Annotated in this window: 18 protein-coding genes; 14 read left to right on the top strand and 4 right to left on the bottom strand. The window is 66.7% G+C overall.

The features are described from left to right. The first annotated feature begins 26 nt into the window (after positions 1-26). From HPS01S_RS16955 to HPS01S_RS16930, 7 genes are all read left to right on the top strand, one after another. On the top strand, positions 27-512 hold the full coding sequence (locus tag HPS01S_RS16955; RefSeq protein ID WP_066158624.1) for a DUF2244 domain-containing protein: 486 nt from the start codon (positions 27-29) through the stop codon (positions 510-512). A gap of 88 nt (positions 513-600) precedes the next feature. After that, positions 601-1,788: a cytochrome c oxidase subunit II gene (gene coxB, locus HPS01S_RS16950; protein WP_066158622.1), complete on the top strand. Its 1,188-nt coding sequence runs from the start codon at positions 601-603 to the stop codon at positions 1,786-1,788. 40 nt (positions 1,789-1,828) lie between these two features. After that, positions 1,829-3,448, top strand: coding sequence for a cytochrome c oxidase subunit I (gene ctaD / locus HPS01S_RS16945; protein WP_066158620.1), 1,620 nt, complete (start codon positions 1,829-1,831; stop codon positions 3,446-3,448). Positions 3,449-3,456: 8 nt separating this feature from the next. Continuing rightward, positions 3,457-3,570 carry a cytochrome oxidase small assembly protein gene (locus HPS01S_RS22045; protein ID WP_218008599.1) on the top strand — a complete coding sequence of 38 codons (114 nt, stop codon included), beginning with the start codon at positions 3,457-3,459 and terminating at the stop codon, positions 3,568-3,570. A 21-nt stretch (positions 3,571-3,591) separates the two neighbouring features. Further along, on the top strand, positions 3,592-4,203 hold the full coding sequence (locus HPS01S_RS16940; protein ID WP_066158618.1) for a cytochrome c oxidase assembly protein: 612 nt from the start codon (positions 3,592-3,594) through the stop codon (positions 4,201-4,203). Then, positions 4,200-4,409 (top strand): DUF2970 domain-containing protein, encoded by a 210-nt coding sequence (locus tag HPS01S_RS16935; protein WP_066158616.1) that lies wholly within the window; start codon positions 4,200-4,202, stop codon positions 4,407-4,409. Before HPS01S_RS16940 ends, HPS01S_RS16935 begins: the two co-directional genes overlap by 4 nt. A 62-nt stretch (positions 4,410-4,471) precedes the next feature. After that, positions 4,472-5,353 carry a cytochrome c oxidase subunit 3 gene (locus HPS01S_RS16930; protein WP_066158614.1) on the top strand — a complete coding sequence of 294 codons (882 nt, stop codon included), beginning with the start codon at positions 4,472-4,474 and terminating at the stop codon, positions 5,351-5,353. A gap of 81 nt (positions 5,354-5,434) precedes the next feature. On the opposite strand, the gene HPS01S_RS16925 is transcribed toward HPS01S_RS16930, so the two are convergent. Next, entirely contained in the window at positions 5,435-5,668 is a 234-nt protein-coding gene (locus HPS01S_RS16925; RefSeq protein WP_066158612.1) for a twin transmembrane helix small protein, read from the bottom strand. Between the two features lie 40 nt (positions 5,669-5,708). On the opposite strand from HPS01S_RS16925, the gene HPS01S_RS16920 reads away from it, so the two are divergent. From HPS01S_RS16920 to HPS01S_RS16900, 5 genes are read left to right on the top strand one after another with little or no spacing between them, the layout of a single operon-like run. Continuing rightward, positions 5,709-6,449 (top strand): SURF1 family protein, encoded by a 741-nt coding sequence (locus HPS01S_RS16920; protein WP_066158608.1) that lies wholly within the window; start codon positions 5,709-5,711, stop codon positions 6,447-6,449. Continuing rightward, on the top strand, positions 6,430-7,095 hold the full coding sequence (locus HPS01S_RS16915; protein WP_066158606.1) for an SCO family protein: 666 nt from the start codon (positions 6,430-6,432) through the stop codon (positions 7,093-7,095). Before HPS01S_RS16920 ends, HPS01S_RS16915 begins: the two co-directional genes overlap by 20 nt. 1 nt (position 7,096) lies before the next feature. Beyond that, positions 7,097-8,242 (top strand): COX15/CtaA family protein, encoded by a 1,146-nt coding sequence (locus HPS01S_RS16910; RefSeq protein ID WP_066158604.1) that lies wholly within the window; start codon positions 7,097-7,099, stop codon positions 8,240-8,242. Beyond that, positions 8,239-9,141: a heme o synthase gene (gene cyoE / locus HPS01S_RS16905; RefSeq protein ID WP_066158603.1), complete on the top strand. Its 903-nt coding sequence runs from the start codon at positions 8,239-8,241 to the stop codon at positions 9,139-9,141. The genes HPS01S_RS16910 and cyoE overlap by 4 nt, the downstream gene beginning before the upstream one ends. Positions 9,142-9,155: 14 nt before the next feature. After that, complete coding sequence (locus HPS01S_RS16900) at positions 9,156-9,764, top strand: SCO family protein (protein WP_084397461.1); 609 nt, start codon at positions 9,156-9,158, stop codon at positions 9,762-9,764. Here HPS01S_RS16900 and HPS01S_RS16895 read toward each other — a convergent pair whose 3' ends face one another. Together HPS01S_RS16895 and HPS01S_RS16890 are read right to left on the bottom strand one after the other, a co-directional pair. Beyond that, the gene (locus HPS01S_RS16895) at positions 9,765-10,739 is read right to left on the bottom strand and encodes a Bug family tripartite tricarboxylate transporter substrate binding protein (protein ID WP_066158601.1); all 975 of its coding nucleotides are present in this window, start codon (positions 10,737-10,739) and stop codon (positions 9,765-9,767) included. Beyond that, positions 10,736-11,764 (bottom strand): CDP-6-deoxy-delta-3,4-glucoseen reductase, encoded by a 1,029-nt coding sequence (locus tag HPS01S_RS16890; RefSeq protein WP_066158597.1) that lies wholly within the window; start codon positions 11,762-11,764, stop codon positions 10,736-10,738. Before HPS01S_RS16890 ends, HPS01S_RS16895 begins: the two co-directional genes overlap by 4 nt. 89 nt (positions 11,765-11,853) lie before the next feature. On the opposite strand from HPS01S_RS16890, the gene HPS01S_RS16885 reads away from it, so the two are divergent. Continuing rightward, positions 11,854-12,774, top strand: coding sequence for an SDR family oxidoreductase (locus HPS01S_RS16885; RefSeq protein WP_066158594.1), 921 nt, complete (start codon positions 11,854-11,856; stop codon positions 12,772-12,774). A 15-nt stretch (positions 12,775-12,789) separates the two neighbouring features. Here the strand turns inward: HPS01S_RS16885 and HPS01S_RS16880 are convergent, their stop codons facing one another. Beyond that, on the bottom strand, positions 12,790-13,785 hold the full coding sequence (locus HPS01S_RS16880; protein WP_255284235.1) for a calcium/sodium antiporter: 996 nt from the start codon (positions 13,783-13,785) through the stop codon (positions 12,790-12,792). Positions 13,786-13,824: 39 nt separating this feature from the next. Between HPS01S_RS16880 and HPS01S_RS16875 the strand changes: the two genes are divergently transcribed. Then, the gene (locus tag HPS01S_RS16875; RefSeq protein ID WP_079364527.1) at positions 13,825-14,544 is read left to right on the top strand and encodes a glycoside hydrolase family 24 protein; all 720 of its coding nucleotides are present in this window, start codon (positions 13,825-13,827) and stop codon (positions 14,542-14,544) included. Position 14,545 lies beyond the last annotated feature (1 nt).

Genomic DNA, 14,545 nt, shown 5'->3' with positions numbered 1-14,545 from the left:
GCATCCGGTTGTGTCGGAGACACAACATGTATCGCCTCGCAAGCGTCACCGCGGACGGGACTCACTGGGTACTGAGGAGCAACTGTTCGGTTACGCCACGGCAACTGGGGTCCATATACGCGCTGTTTAGTGCGCTGTCCCTGGTGGTGGCTGGGTTCTTCTGGACCCACGGCGCCTGGATGGTTTTGCCATTCTCCTTGGTGGAGCTGGTGGCGGTTGGCGTGGCGTTTCTGGTCTACGCCCGGCATGCGACCGACGGTGAGCACATCTGTGTGAGCTGTGGTCGGCTGGTGGTGGAGCGGGAGAACGCCGGCCGGTTGTCGCGTATTGAGTTTGCGGGCCATGCCATTCGCGTGGAGGGTCCGTCCGGCCACTGTTCGCTGGTGTCGGTGCGGGGCGGAGGGCGTTCGGCGGAAGTCGGGCGGTATGTGAGGGCCGATTTGCGGCCGGTGCTGGCCCGGGAAATCAGGCGTGCACTGAGGGGGCAAGAAGCTGGTGTGGGTATTCCCTGAGAGGGCGTTCAGGGTGTTTTTGGTCTAATTGGATTGATATAAATCAATACTTATATTTGAGGCGTTCAACGTGAGTACGACAAGACAGATGGGTGATTTCCTGCGCCAGCGTTCCGGTGGCCTGCGTGCGACGACTTCTGCCTGGATTCTGGGCTCCTCGGTCTGGCTGGCCGAGGCGGCCCATGCGGTGAACGACTTGCCCGGTGGTCCGGCGGTCAACCAGCTCAACTTTGCACCGCCTGCCACCAAGATCGCAGAAGAGCAGCACTGGCTGCACTGGTTCATGATGGCCATCTGCTCGGTCATCTTCGTGGTGGTGTTCGGGGTGATGTTCTATTCCATCCTCAAGCACCGGAAGTCGGTGGGGCACAAGTCGCAGGAGCTGCCCGAGCCGATCTGGGTCGAGCTGGGCTGGACCATCGTGCCGCTGCTGATCGTGATCGGCATGGCCCTGCCGGCCACCAAGGTGCTGGTGGCCCAGAAGGACACCACCAACAGCGACCTGACCATCAAAGTCACGGGCATGCAGTGGAAGTGGGGCTACGACTACATCAAGGGTGAAGGCGAGGGCATCGGCTTCCTCTCCACCCTGGACAACAGCCACCGTGAAATGTCCAACAGCGGCAAGCCGCCCGCCACGGACGACTACCTGCTGAAGGTGGACAACCCGCTCGTGGTGCCCGTGGGCAAGAAGGTCCGCATCATCACCACCGCCAACGACGTGATCCACGCCTTCATGGTGCCGGCTTTCGGCATCAAGCAGGACGCCATTCCGGGCTTCGTGCGCGACACCTGGTTCCGTGCCGAGAAGACCGGCGACTTCTATGGCCAGTGCGCCGAGCTGTGCGGTAAGGAGCACGCCTACATGCCGATCCACGTCAAGGTGGTGTCCGCCGAGGAGTACACCCAGTGGGTCGAGGGCGAGAAGAAAAAGATGGCTGCTGCTGCAGACGATCCCTCCAAGGTCTGGAACCTGGCCGACCTGGTCAAGCGCGGCGAGTCGGTCTATGCCGCCAACTGCGCAGCCTGCCACCAGGCCAATGGCAAGGGCGCCGGTCCGATCAAGGCGCTCGATGCATCCCCCATCGTGCTGGACGCTGACAAATCCAAGCAGATCGCTGTTCTGCTCAATGGTGTCAACAACGGTGCCATGCCTGCCTGGAAGCAGCTGTCCGACACCGAGATCGCCGCGGTGATCACTTACACCAAGAACAGCTGGTCCAACAAGACCGAGCAGATCGTGCAGCCCGCCGACATCGTCGCGGCCCGCAAGTGACGCGGACCCAGAACAGATTGAAATTCTCAAGGACTAGAACATGAGTGCAGTACTGGATCCCCACGACGCTCACGCGCACGACCACGATCATCACGCCCCCGCCGGCTGGCGCCGTTGGGTCTACGCGACCAACCACAAGGACATTGGCACGCTGTACCTGCTGTTCGCCTTCACCATGCTCATGGTGGGTGGTGTGCTGGCCCTGCTGATCCGCGCCGAACTGTTCCAGCCCGGCCTGCAGCTGGTCAATCCCGAGCTGTTCAACCAGCTCACCACCATGCACGGCCTCATCATGGTGTTCGGCGCCATCATGCCGGCCTTCGTGGGCTTCGCGAACTGGATGATCCCGCTGCAGATCGGCGCGTCCGACATGGCGTTCGCGCGCATGAACAACTTCAGCTTCTGGCTGATGATCCCGGCAGCGATCATGCTGGTGGCCTCGTTCTTCATGCCCGGCGGCGCCCCGGCCGCCGGCTGGACGCTCTACGCGCCGCTGACCCTGCAGATGGGGCCCTCGATGGATGCCGGCATCTTCGCCATGCACATCCTGGGTGCCTCGTCCATCATGGGCTCGATCAACATCATCGTGACCATCCTGAACATGCGCGCTCCCGGCATGACGCTGATGAAGATGCCCATGTTCTGCTGGACCTGGCTGATCACCGCCTACCTGCTGATCGCCGTGATGCCCGTGCTGGCCGGCGCCATCACCATGACGCTGACCGACCGCCACTTTGGCACCAGTTTCTTCAACCCCGCCGGCGGCGGTGACCCGGTGATGTACCAGCACATCTTCTGGTTCTTCGGCCATCCGGAGGTCTACATCATGATCCTGCCGGCCTTCGGCATCGTGAGCCAGGTCGTGCCCGCCTTCGCGCGCAAGAAGCTGTTTGGCTACGCCTCCATGGTGTACGCCACCGGCTCCATCGCCATCCTGTCCTTCGTCGTGTGGGCCCACCACATGTTCACCACCGGCATGCCGGTGACGGGTCAGCTGTTCTTCATGTACAGCACCATGCTGATCGCCGTGCCCACGGGCGTGAAGATCTTCAACTGGATCGCGACCATGTGGAAGGGCTCGATGACCTTCGAGACGCCCATGCTGTGGGCTGTCGGCTTCATCTTCGTGTTCACCATCGGCGGTTTCACCGGCCTGATCCTGTCGATGGCGCCGATCGATATCAACTTCCAGGACACCTACTACGTGGTGGCCCACTTCCACTATGTGCTGGTGGCCGGTTCGCTGTTCGCCATGTTCGCTGGCATCTACTACTGGTTGCCCAAGTGGACCGGTGTGATGTACAGCGAAGGCCGTGGCAAGCTGCACTTCTGGTGGTCGATGATCTCCTTCAATATCACCTTCTTCCCGATGCACTTCCTGGGTCTGGCCGGCATGCCGCGTCGCTACGCCGACTACCCGATGCAGTTCGCCGACTTCAACGCCATCGCCTCTGTCGGTGCTTTCGCCTTCGGTCTGGCTCAGGTGTACTTCTTCCTGTTCGTGATCGTCCCCGCGATGCGCGGCGTCGGCCCCAAGGCGGTTCAGAAGCCCTGGGATGGCGCCGAAGGCCTGGAGTGGGAAGTGCCGTCCCCGGCGCCTTTCCACACCTTTGAAAACCCGCCAAAGCTGGACGCCACCGCCACCAAGGTGATCGGCTGAGCACGTCCATGACCTCGAACGAACAGAAAAAACAGAACCAGCGCCTGGGCCTCATCCTGGCCTCGGTGGCGCTGGTGTTCTTCCTGGGCTTCGTCGGCAAGATCGTGCTGCTGGGCGGCTGAGCCGTTCCGGGAGAGCATTCGATGGGTCTGAAACGAGAGAACCTGAAGATGGTGGGCAAGCTCGGCGTGATCACGCTGGGCATGTTCGCCTTCGGGTATGCGCTGGTGCCGCTGTACAAGGCCATCTGTGAAGCCACGGGCATCAATGTCCTCGCGCTGACCGAGCGCACGGTGCCCGGTGCCCAGCCCAAGGTGCTCAACACCCAGGTCGACAGGTCGCGCACCATCACGGTGGAGTTCGATGTCAACGCACGCGGGCCCTGGCACTTCAAGCCGGCCGTCCGGACACTGCAGGTGCATCCGGGTGAGCTGACCACGGTGCTCTACGAGTTCCAGAACATTCAGAACCGCACCATGGCGGCACAGGCTATTCCCAGCTACGCACCGACGCAGGCGGCCTCCCATTTCAACAAGCTCGAGTGTTTCTGCTTCACGCAGTACACCCTTGCGCCTGGTGAGAAGAAGGAGTGGCCGGTGGCCTTCGTGATCGATCCGAAGCTGCCCAAGGACGTGACGACCATCACGCTGTCCTACACCTTCTTCGAGGTGGGCGGCAAGGTGCCCGCGGCGCCGCAAGGCATGGTCGGTCGCGCGCCGGCGTCTGTGGCCGTGACCAGTCAGGGGGCCGTGTGAGCACGCCCCCGGTCCACAAACGCAAGGGCTCGGTCATGGACACCGTGAAGGCGGTGCTCTGGGGCTTTCTGGGAATCCGTCGCCAGGCCGACTATCAGCGCGACATCGCCCGCCTCAACCCGATCCACCTGATGGTGGTGGGGGTGTTGATGGCCCTGGCGTTTGTCGGCATCCTGATCCTGATCGTGAACTGGGTGGCTGGCTGAACCAGTCATCCGAATCAAACAGTTTTATTCATTCATACCAGCGAAAGCACTGAGGAGCGAGCATGTCAGCAGCAACCCACGGCACGACGCCTTATTACTTCGTCCCCGGACCCTCCCGTCACCCGGTGATGGCGGCCGTCGGCCTGTTCTTCGTGATTCTTGGTGCAGGTCAGTGGATCAACGGTGCCGCCTGGGGCATGTATTCGCTGGCTTTTGGCCTGGCCTTCTGGCTGGTGGTGCTGTTCCAGTGGTTCCGTGATGCGGTGACCGAGAGCGAGGGTGGTCTGTACGGCCGGAAGATCGACCTCTCCTACCGCTGGAGCATGAGCTGGTTCATCTTCTCGGAAGTGATGTTCTTCGGTGCGTTCTTCACCGCGCTGTGGTGGGCCCGCACCCACTCGGTGCCAGCGCTGGGCAACATCGAGAACGCCCTGCTGTGGCCCGACTTCACGTCCGTCTGGCCGAGCCGCCAGGTCGGTGCCACCGCCTCGCCGGCCGGCATCGTCGAGCCGTTCCAGACCATGGGCCCGTTCTGGCTGCCCACGATCAACACCGCGCTGCTGCTGACCTCTGGCGTGACGCTGACCATCGCCCACCACGCCCTGCAGGCGGGCAACCGCGGCAAGACCATCGCCTTCATGTGGATGACGGTGATCCTGGGTCTGGTGTTCCTGTTCGTGCAGGGCTACGAGTACGCCCACGCCTATGGCGACCTGAACCTCAAGCTGTCGTCGGGCATCTTCGGTTCGACCTTCTTCATGCTGACCGGCTTCCACGGCTTCCACGTGTTCGTCGGCATGCTGATGCTGCTGTTCATCACCCTGCGCCTGCAGAAGGGCCATTTCACCGCCCAGAAGCATTTCGGCTTCGAAGGTGCGGCCTGGTACTGGCACTTCGTGGACGTGGTCTGGCTGGGCCTCTACATCCTCGTGTACTGGATGTGACGCACTGGGCGGCCTCGCCGCCCGTCCCAGAGAAAACGGCGCCGGAAGGCGCCGTTTTTTTGGACCCGGTGTGCCGGCCCTTCAACCCCGAAGCGGCAGGCCGGTGGGCTGGATCCAGCCCATCCAGTAGCTGAGCAGCACCACGACGAACAGCAGGATGGAGAAGCCGACGCGGAAGGCCAGAGCCTTGGCCATGGGGTTTTTGCGGCGGGATCCGGTGTCGTCGCCCTGGCCGCCGCCGCGCATCATGAACACCAGCGCCGCCGCCAGGCTGCCGAGGATGGCCACAAACGCCACAATCACAAGATAGGTCATGCGGGGATTATCCGCCGCTCCCAGTTCTTCATTGCCTTCCATGACACCTCGCACCCGCTTCTGGACCGTGACCATCGCCGCCGCCGGCACGGTCGCGCTCACGGCATCGCTGGGTGTGTGGCAGCTCGCGCGCGCCGCCCAGAAGCAGGCCCTGGAGACCGGCATCGCCGAGCGGGGGGCGATGGCGGAACTGGACGGCGCCGCGGTGCTCTCCGCCAACGGGGCTTTCGAGCCGCTGCTGCACCGCATGGTCCGGCTCAAGGGGCAGTGGGTGCCGGAGGCCAGCGTGTTTCTGGACAACCGGCCCATGGCCGGGCGCAGCGGCTTCATCCTGGTCACGCCGCTCAGACTCTCGGGTGACGGGCGCGCGCTGCTGGTGCAGCGCGGCTGGGTGCCCCGCAACTTCCAGGACCGGTCGCAGGTGCCCGATGTCCCCACCCCGCCGGACGAAGTGGAGGTCACGGGACGCCTGGCCCCACCGCCCAGCCGGCTGTTCGAGCTGGGCGCAGCGGAGCAGGGGCGCATCCGGCAAAATCTCGACATCGAGTCGCTGGCCAGGGACACCGGGCTGGCGCTGCTGCCGATGTCGGTGTTGCAGACCGGCGCCTCGCCCGAAGGCCTGCTCCGCGAGTGGCCGCGCTTCGAATCCGCTGCTCACAAGCACCACGCCTACGCCGCCCAGTGGTTCGCCATGAGTGCGGTCGCCGCCGGGCTGTACGCCTGGTTCCAACTGATTTCTCCCCGTCGCCGACGCACGCTTCATGGCCAAGACCCCCGATGAACCCCTGACCCTGACGGTGCACAGCCTGCCCAAGGCCGATGCGCCGGACACCAGCGCCGCCACCCGGGCCGGGCGCTGGAAGATGCTGCTGCTTCTGCTGGTGTGCGCTTCGCCGGTGATCGCGTCGTACTTCACCTATTACGTGATCCGGCCCGAAGGCCGCCGCAACTATGGCGAACTGATCGACCCGCAGCGCCCGCTGCCCGATCTGGTGGGTACCGACCCCAGCGGCCGGCTGGTGCCGCTGACCCAGCTGAAGAACCAGTGGCTGTTCATCAGCGTCGCCGACTCCGCCTGCGACGATGCCTGCCAGAAGCACCTGTTCCTGCAGCGGCAGCTGCGCGAAACCCTGGGCAAGGACAAGGACCGGCTGGACTGGGTGTGGCTGCGCACCGGCTCGCCCGCACTGTCCGAACCCTTGAAGCAGGCGACGGCGGCGGCGACCGTGCTGCACGTCGACGCAGCCGCTCTGGCGACCTGGCTGCAGCCCGCGGCGGGCCAGCGCCTGGAGGACCACCTGTATGTGGTCGATCCCATCGGCAACTGGATGATGCGCTTCCCGGTGCAAGCCGATCCGAAGCAGGTCAAGCGCGACCTCGATCGTCTGCTGCGCGCGTCGGCGTTCTGGGACAAGGCCGGGCGCTGACATGGGCGAGCTGTACGACCTGTCGCCCGCCCTGCGCCTCATGCTCCTGGGGGCGGTGATCGCCCTGGGGCCGTTGGCCTGGGTGTGGCTGCGCCACCGCCGCGCGAGCGGCGCGCAGCGCCTGCGCGCGCTGACCCTGCTGACCCTGTTCCTGACCTTTGACCTGGTGCTGTTCGGCGCCTTCACGCGGCTGACCGACTCCGGCCTGGGCTGCCCGGACTGGCCGGGCTGTTACGGCAGCGCCAGTCCGGTGGGGGCGCACGCCTCCATCTCGGCGGCGCAGCAGGCCATGCCCACCGGGCCGGTCACGCACAGCAAGGCGTGGGTGGAGATGATCCACCGCTACCTCGCCACGGCGGTCGGGGTGCTGATCCTGGTGCTCGCGGTGACCAGCTGGATGGAGCGCCGGCGCCTGAGCATTTCCCCGGCATGGGCCTGGCTGACCCTGTTCTGGGTCTGTCTGCAGGGGGCCTTCGGCGCGCTGACCGTGACCATGAAGCTGTTCCCGGCCATCGTCACCCTGCACCTGCTCGGGGGCATGGTGCTGCTGGCCCTGCTGAGGGCCCAGTCGGTGGCCTACGACCTGGGCGTACAGGGGCATGCGCCGCTGATGCTGGGCCGGCCGGCCCGCGGGGCCCTGCTGCTGGTGTACGCGCTGCTGTGGCTGCAGATTGCGCTGGGCGGCTGGGTCAGCACCAACTACGCGGTGCTGGCCTGCGACACCTTCCCCACCTGCCAGGGCGGATGGTGGCCGCCGATGAACCTGAGCGAAGGATTCACGGTCTGGCGCGAGCTGGGCATGAACGCCGATGGCCAGCCCATCACCTTTGCCGCGCTGACCGGCATCCATTACGTGCACCGTCTGTGCGCCTACCTCGTGCTCGCCGCCCTCGTGGGGCTGGCCTGGCAACTCTGGTCCCGGCCGGGCGCGCGCCCATCGGCGCGTTGGCTGCTGGCCCTGGCGGGTCTGCAGCTGGCGACCGGCCTGAGCAATGTGGTGCTGGACTGGCCGCTGCTGTCCGCCGTCGGCCACACCGGTGGCGCGGCCGCGCTGGTGGTCGTGATGACCGGGCTGCTGGCAGGCACCCGTACCGCACCTTCTTCCGTGGGCGCGCCCGCGCTCACCGTTCCACGCACCTCCCCATGAGCACCGCGCCCACTTCCCTGGCCCCGACCATGCCCTCGGTCTGGCGCCAATACCACGCGCTGACCAAGCCACGCGTCATCCAGCTGATCGTCTTCTGCGCCCTTATCGGCATGGTGCTGGCCGTGCCCGGGCTGCCCAGCTGGGCCCAGGTGCAGACGGCCGCGCTGGCCTGCCTGGGCATCTGGCTGGTGGCCGGTGCGGCCGCAGCCTTCAACTGCGTGGTCGAGCAGCAGATCGACGCCAAGATGCGCCGCACCGCCTGGCGGCCCACCGCCAAGGGCGAGCTGGGCAATGTGCGGACGCTGACGTTCTCGGCCGTGCTGTGTGCGCTCGGCTCGGCCATCCTGTACCTGTGGGTCAACCCGCTGACCATGTGGCTGACCTTCGCCACCTTCGTGGGCTATGCGGTGATCTACACCGTCATCCTCAAGCCGCTGACGCCGCAGAACATCGTGATCGGCGGGGCGTCCGGTGCCATGCCGCCGGTGCTGGGCTGGGCCGCGATGACCGGCGTGGTCGCGCCCGAAGCGCTGATCCTGTTCCTGATCATCTTCCTCTGGACGCCGCCGCACTTCTGGGCGCTGGCGCTCTACCGCGTCGAGGACTACCGCAAGTCCGGTCTGCCCATGCTGCCGGTCACCCATGGTTCGGAGTTCACGCGGCTGCAGATCCTGCTCTACACCTTCGTGCTGTTCGCCGCCTGCCTGATGCCCTTCATCATGCGCATGAGCGGCTGGGTTTACCTGGTGGCCGCACTGGCGCTGAGCGTCGGGTTCTGCGGCTACGCCTGGGCCCTGTGGCGCAACTATTCGGACGCGCTCGCCCGCAAGACCTTCCGCTTTTCGCTCTGGCACCTGTCGCTGCTGTTCGCCGCGATGCTGATCGACCACTACATCTGAAACACCCTCCCGCCATGAAACGTCGGCATCTGATTTCCCTGGCCCTGTGCAGCACCCTGCTGGCCGCCTGCTCCGACAAACCCGCGGACGCCACCGCCTCCGGCTTCTCGGGCATCGACATCACGGGTGCGGACTACGCCACTGGCTTCTCGCTGACCGACCACAACGGTCAGCCGCGGACGCTGGCGGACTTCAAGGGCAAGGTGGTGGTGATCTTCTTCGGCTACACCCAATGCCCGGACGTGTGCCCGACCTCGATGAGCGAGATGGCGCAGGCCAAACAGCTGCTGGGGGCGGACGGGGACAAGCTGCAGGGCCTGTTCGTCAGCGTCGACCCGGAGCGGGACACGCCGGAGATCATGAAGGAGTACATGGGCAGCTTCGACCCCACGTTTCTTGCGCTCTACGCGCAGCCGGACAAGCTGCCCGAGGTCGCCAAGAGCTTCCGCATCTACTACAAGAAGGTCGACGGCAAGACACCCACCAGCTACACCATGGACCACTCGGCGGGCAGCTACGTCTACGACACCCAGGGACGCCTGCGGCTGTACCACCGCTATGGCAGCGGCGCGCCGGCGCTTGCCGGCGACCTGAAGAAGCTGCTGGCCGAGGCCGGGGTCTGATCAGTCGACCTGGGCGCCGCTGAGCTTGACCATGCGCTCGTACTTGCCGCGCTCTTTCTGCAGGAAGGCTTCGAACGCCTGAGGCGTGCTGGGCGCCGGTTCGGCCAGCAGGCGCGCGAACTGGGCCTTGACCTCTGGCGTGCCGAGCGCGGCAGTGAACGCGCTGTTGAGCTTGCGCACGGTCTCGGCCGGAGTGCCCGCCGGCGCGATCAGCCCCCACCAGGTGTCCACTTCAAAGCCGGGCAGGGTCTCGGCCATCGGCGGCACTTCCGGCAGCATGGCGCTGCGCTGTGCCGTGGTCACGGCCAGGGCGCGCAGCTTGCCGGCGCGGATGTTGGCGGCGGCGGTGGCCAGGTTGTCGATGTTGAAATCCACCTGCCCCGACAGCAGGGCCAGCTGCGCCGGGTTGCCACCGTTGTAAGGGATATGAACCGCGAAGATGCCGGCCTGGTGTTTCAGCAGCTCGCCCGCCAGGTGACCGGCGCTGCCGTTGCCGCCCGACCCGTAGTTGAGCTTGCCGGGGTTGGCCTTGGCGTAGCGGACAAGATCGGGCAGGCTGCGGATGTTCAGCCGCTGCGCCGTGTCGGCGTTCATCACCAGCACATTGGGCACGCGCAGCATCTGCGTGACCGGGGCGAAATCCTTGGCGGGGTCGTAGGGCAGCTTGCTGAACAGCCAGGGGTTGATGCCGTGCGATGCGGTGGTCGCGATGCCCAGCGTGTGGCCGTCGGGCGCGGCCCTGGCCACGGCGCTGACGCCGATGTTGCCGCCGGCACCGGGCCGGTTTTCCACGATCACCGTGCCCAGCGAGTCCTTGACCGCCTCCGCCAGGATGCGTGCGGTCACGTCGATCGGGCCGCCGGCGCCAAACGGAACGATGATGCGGGTGGGCTTGTCGGCCTGCGCCATCGACAGCGCAGGGAGCGCGAGGGCCGCGGTGGCGGCGAGTGCAATGATGTGGCGGCGGGTGCTCACAGCTTGTCCTTGGCGCTGGTGAACGAGTCGGCGTAGAACGCTTCTTCGGGCAGGCCGGCGGCCAGGTAGTCGCGCTTGGCCGACTCCACCACGATCGGCGCACCACAGGCGTACACCTCGTGACCCGAGAGGTCGGGCGTGTCTTCCAGCACTGCGCGGTGCACGAAGCCCGTGCGGCCGGTCCAGGCATCTTCGGGCAGCGCATCGGAGATCACCGGCACATAGCGCAGGTGGGGCATGGTGGCCAGCTGCTCCTCGATCCAGGCCGACTGGTACAGGTCGGCCGGACGGCGGCCGCCCCAGTAGAGCGTGGCCGGCCGCGTGATGCCCTTGTGGCGCATGTGTTCGATGATGGCCTTGATGGGCGCGAAGCCGGTGCCCGAGGCCAGCAGCACCATGGGCTTGTCGCTGTCCTCGCGCAGGTAGAAGCCGCCGTAGGGCCCTTCGACGCGCAGGATGTCCTTTTCCTTCATGGCTCCGAACACATGGTCGGTGAACTTGCCGCCGGGCATGTGGCGGATGTGCAGTTCGACCTGCGGGCCCGCGGCCTGGGTGTGCGGTGCGTTGGCCATCGAGTAGCTGCGGCGGTCGCCGTCGCGCAGCAGGAACTCGACGTACTGGCCGGCGTGGTACTGGAAGGTGTCGGCCGCAGGCAGCTGCAGCTTCATCACGATCACGTCGTGCGAGGCGCGTTCCAGGCTGATCACGCGCACCGGCATTTTCTTGATCGGGAACGCGCCCGCTTCGGTGACCTGGCGCGACTCGAGCACCACGTCGCTCTGCGCGACGCCGCAGCAGGTGAGGATGTAGCCGGAGGCTTCCTCTTCTGCGCTCAGGGCCTTGGCCTGGTGCGGGCCGTGGGCGACGCTGCCGCTGACGAGCTTGCACTTGCAGGAGCCGCAGGCGCCGTCCTTGCAGCCGTAGGGCAGGCCGATGCCCTGGCGGATGCCGGCCGCGAGAATGGCTTCGCCGGATTCGGCGCTGAACTGTCGGCCGCTGGGCTGGACGGTGATGCTGAAGGTCATGGTGAATCAGGCTACAGTGGTTTGGATGAACGGGCGCTGAACCGCGGGCGCCCCCGCAGGCAACCCGCCATTTTCCCAAATTCGAATCCATGACATTTCTTGGTGCCCTTCCAGCCCGTTTCCGCCGCGAACGGGTGCTCATCATCGGCTGCGGTGACGTGGGCCAGCGCGCCGCGCGCGAGCTCGGTGGCGGGCGGCGCGTCCGTCTGCTGGCGCTGACCTCCAACCCTGACAATGCCGGCGCCTTGCGTGGCCAAGGCATCACGCCCCTGATCGGCAACCTGGACCGGCCGGCCGACCTGCAGCGGCTGGCCGGCCTGGCCACACGCGTGCTACACCTGGCGCCACCGCCGTCCGAAGGACAGGCCGACTGGCAGGCCGACGCGAGGACCCGGTCCCTGGTGCGGACACTGGCGCGGCGGTCGCCTCCGAGCGCCCTGGTCTATGGTTCCACGACCGGGGTGTATGGCAACTGCGAGGGCCGCTGGGTGGACGAGTCGGCGCCCACCCGGCCGCTGACCCCGCGCGCCTGGCGACGGGTCGACGCCGAGGCCTCGGTGCACTGGCTGGCGCGCGCGCTGGGCGTGCGCAGCAGCGTGCTGCGCATCCCGGGCATCTACGCGCCCGACCGGGCGGGCGGCACGCCGCAGGAGCGCTTGCGCCGCGGCACACCGGTGCTCCGGCCCGAGGACGACGTCTACACCAACCACATCCACGCCGACGACCTGGCGCGCGCCTGCGTGCTGGCGCTCTGGCGCGGCAAGCCCCGGCGCACCATCAACGTGGTGGACGACACCGAGCTGAAGATGGGCGACTACTTCGACTTCGCGGCCGATCTGTACGGCCTGCCCCGGCCGCCGCGCGTTGCGCGCGACGCCGCGGGCGACCAGCTGCCGATGGTGCTGCTGAGCTTCATGAGCGAGTCGCGCCGCCTGCACAACCGGCGCATGAAGACCGAGCTGGGCCTGCGGCTGCGCTACCCCACGGTGGCGCAGGGCCTGCGCGGCTGAAATTTCACAGCGCCGTCAGCGTGGCCCCATGGTCCAGAGCAGCCAGAGCGTGTAGGCCCCGTAGACACCGAGCAGACCGCCCGCCTCCCAGCGGTTGATGCGCCCAGGCCTACGCCAGCCGCGGCCCATCTTCCAAAGGAGCACCGTCAGGCCCGCCATCACCGGCAGGTCGCGCGTGAGCGCGGCCGATTCCACGTCCATGGGCGCGATGGTGCCCGCCAAGCCCACCACCGCCAGCGTGTTGAACAGACCCGAGCCCAGCACGTTGCCCAAGGCGATGTCGTCTTCGCCCTTGCGCGCGGCCGCCACGCAGGACGCCAGTTCGGGCAGCGAGGTGCCGATGGCCACCACGGTCAGGCCGATCACGAGGTCGCTGATGCCCAGGTTCTGGGCGATCTCCACCGCGCCCCAGACCAGCAGGCGCGAGCTGGCCACCAGCACCACCAGCCCCAGAACCAGCCACAGCAGGGCGCGCGGCAGCGGCAGGGCGCCCGCTTTCAGCTCGCTGGCGGTCTCCTGCGCCAGCGCGTCGTCGCCATGGGTGCGGGCTTCGCGGATGGACCAGACCATCAGCGCCGCAAACGCCGCCAGCAGCACCAGCGCGTTGGCGCGCGAGAGGGTCAGGTCCCAGACCAGCAGGGCCGAGAGCGCGGTCACCGCCATGAGCAAGGGCAGTTCCTTGCGCAGCACCACCGACCGCACCTGGATCGGCGCGATCAGTGCGGTCACGCCCAGGATCAGGCCCATGTTGACGATGTTCGATCCCCAGGCGTTGCCCAGCGCCAGCGCCGGGTTGCCCTGTGTGGCCGCAATGACGGACACCACCAGTTCCGGTGCCGAGGTTCCAAAGCCCACGATGACCATGCCCACCAGCAGGGGCGGCACCGCGAAGTGCTGGGCGGTCGCGGAGGCACCCTCGACGAAGCGGTCGGCGCTCCAGATCAGCAATAGCAGTCCGGCGATCACGGCGGCAACGGGCAGCAGCATGGGCTTGGTGTGGGTGTTGGACAATGCCCATTGTCTCAGCGCCACCCTGCACCCACCGACCCCATGTCGCACGACCTGAACCAACGGCCTTCGCACCAGCGCGACTTCTGGGGTTCACCCTGGCGCGCCCGACTGGGGCTGACGGCGCTGGCGGTTGCGTTCATGCTGCTGATGCTCTGGCTGTGGCGACCCTGGCTGCTGCTGCCGGGCACCCAGCCACTGGTGATGGCCGGGGGCGACCCCTACCTGCGGGCGCTGATGCGCACCATCTCGGCCAGCGAGTCCAATGTCATGCGCCCCTACCACGTGCTGTACGGAGGCGACTACGTGGGCACCCTGGAGCGGCATCCCAACCGCTGCGAGTCGATCGGTCAGGGGCCGAACCGGGGCAACTGCTCCACCGCGGCGGGCCGCTACCAGCTGCTCTACAGCACCTGGCTGGAGCTGGCTGCGCGTTACCACCCGGAGCGCACCGACGATGCACTGGACGCCACTGGCCTGAGCTTTGCACCCGTGTACCAGGACGTGGTTGTGCACGCCTGGCTGCAGGAAGGGCGCTGGGGCAACCTCTCGGCCCAGCTGCGCCAGGGCCGCATCCAGCCGGTGCTGCGCCGGCTTTCGGGCACCTGGACCAGCCTGGGCTATGGCATCGAGAACAACAGCATGTCCCGCGAGCTGCCGCGGGTGTACCGGCAGATGCTGGAGGATGAGCTGGCCAACGCGGATGCCCCCGCGGAAAGCACCAAAACAAAAGGCCGCGCAACCAACGCTGCGCGGCCCTGAA

It is taken from the genome of Hydrogenophaga pseudoflava NBRC 102511 (assembly GCF_001592285.1).
Lineage (GTDB): Bacteria > Pseudomonadota > Gammaproteobacteria > Burkholderiales > Burkholderiaceae_C > Hydrogenophaga > Hydrogenophaga pseudoflava.
The sequence above is the reverse complement of the archived record's forward strand: the minus strand, read 5'-3'. Positions and strand labels throughout refer to the sequence as shown.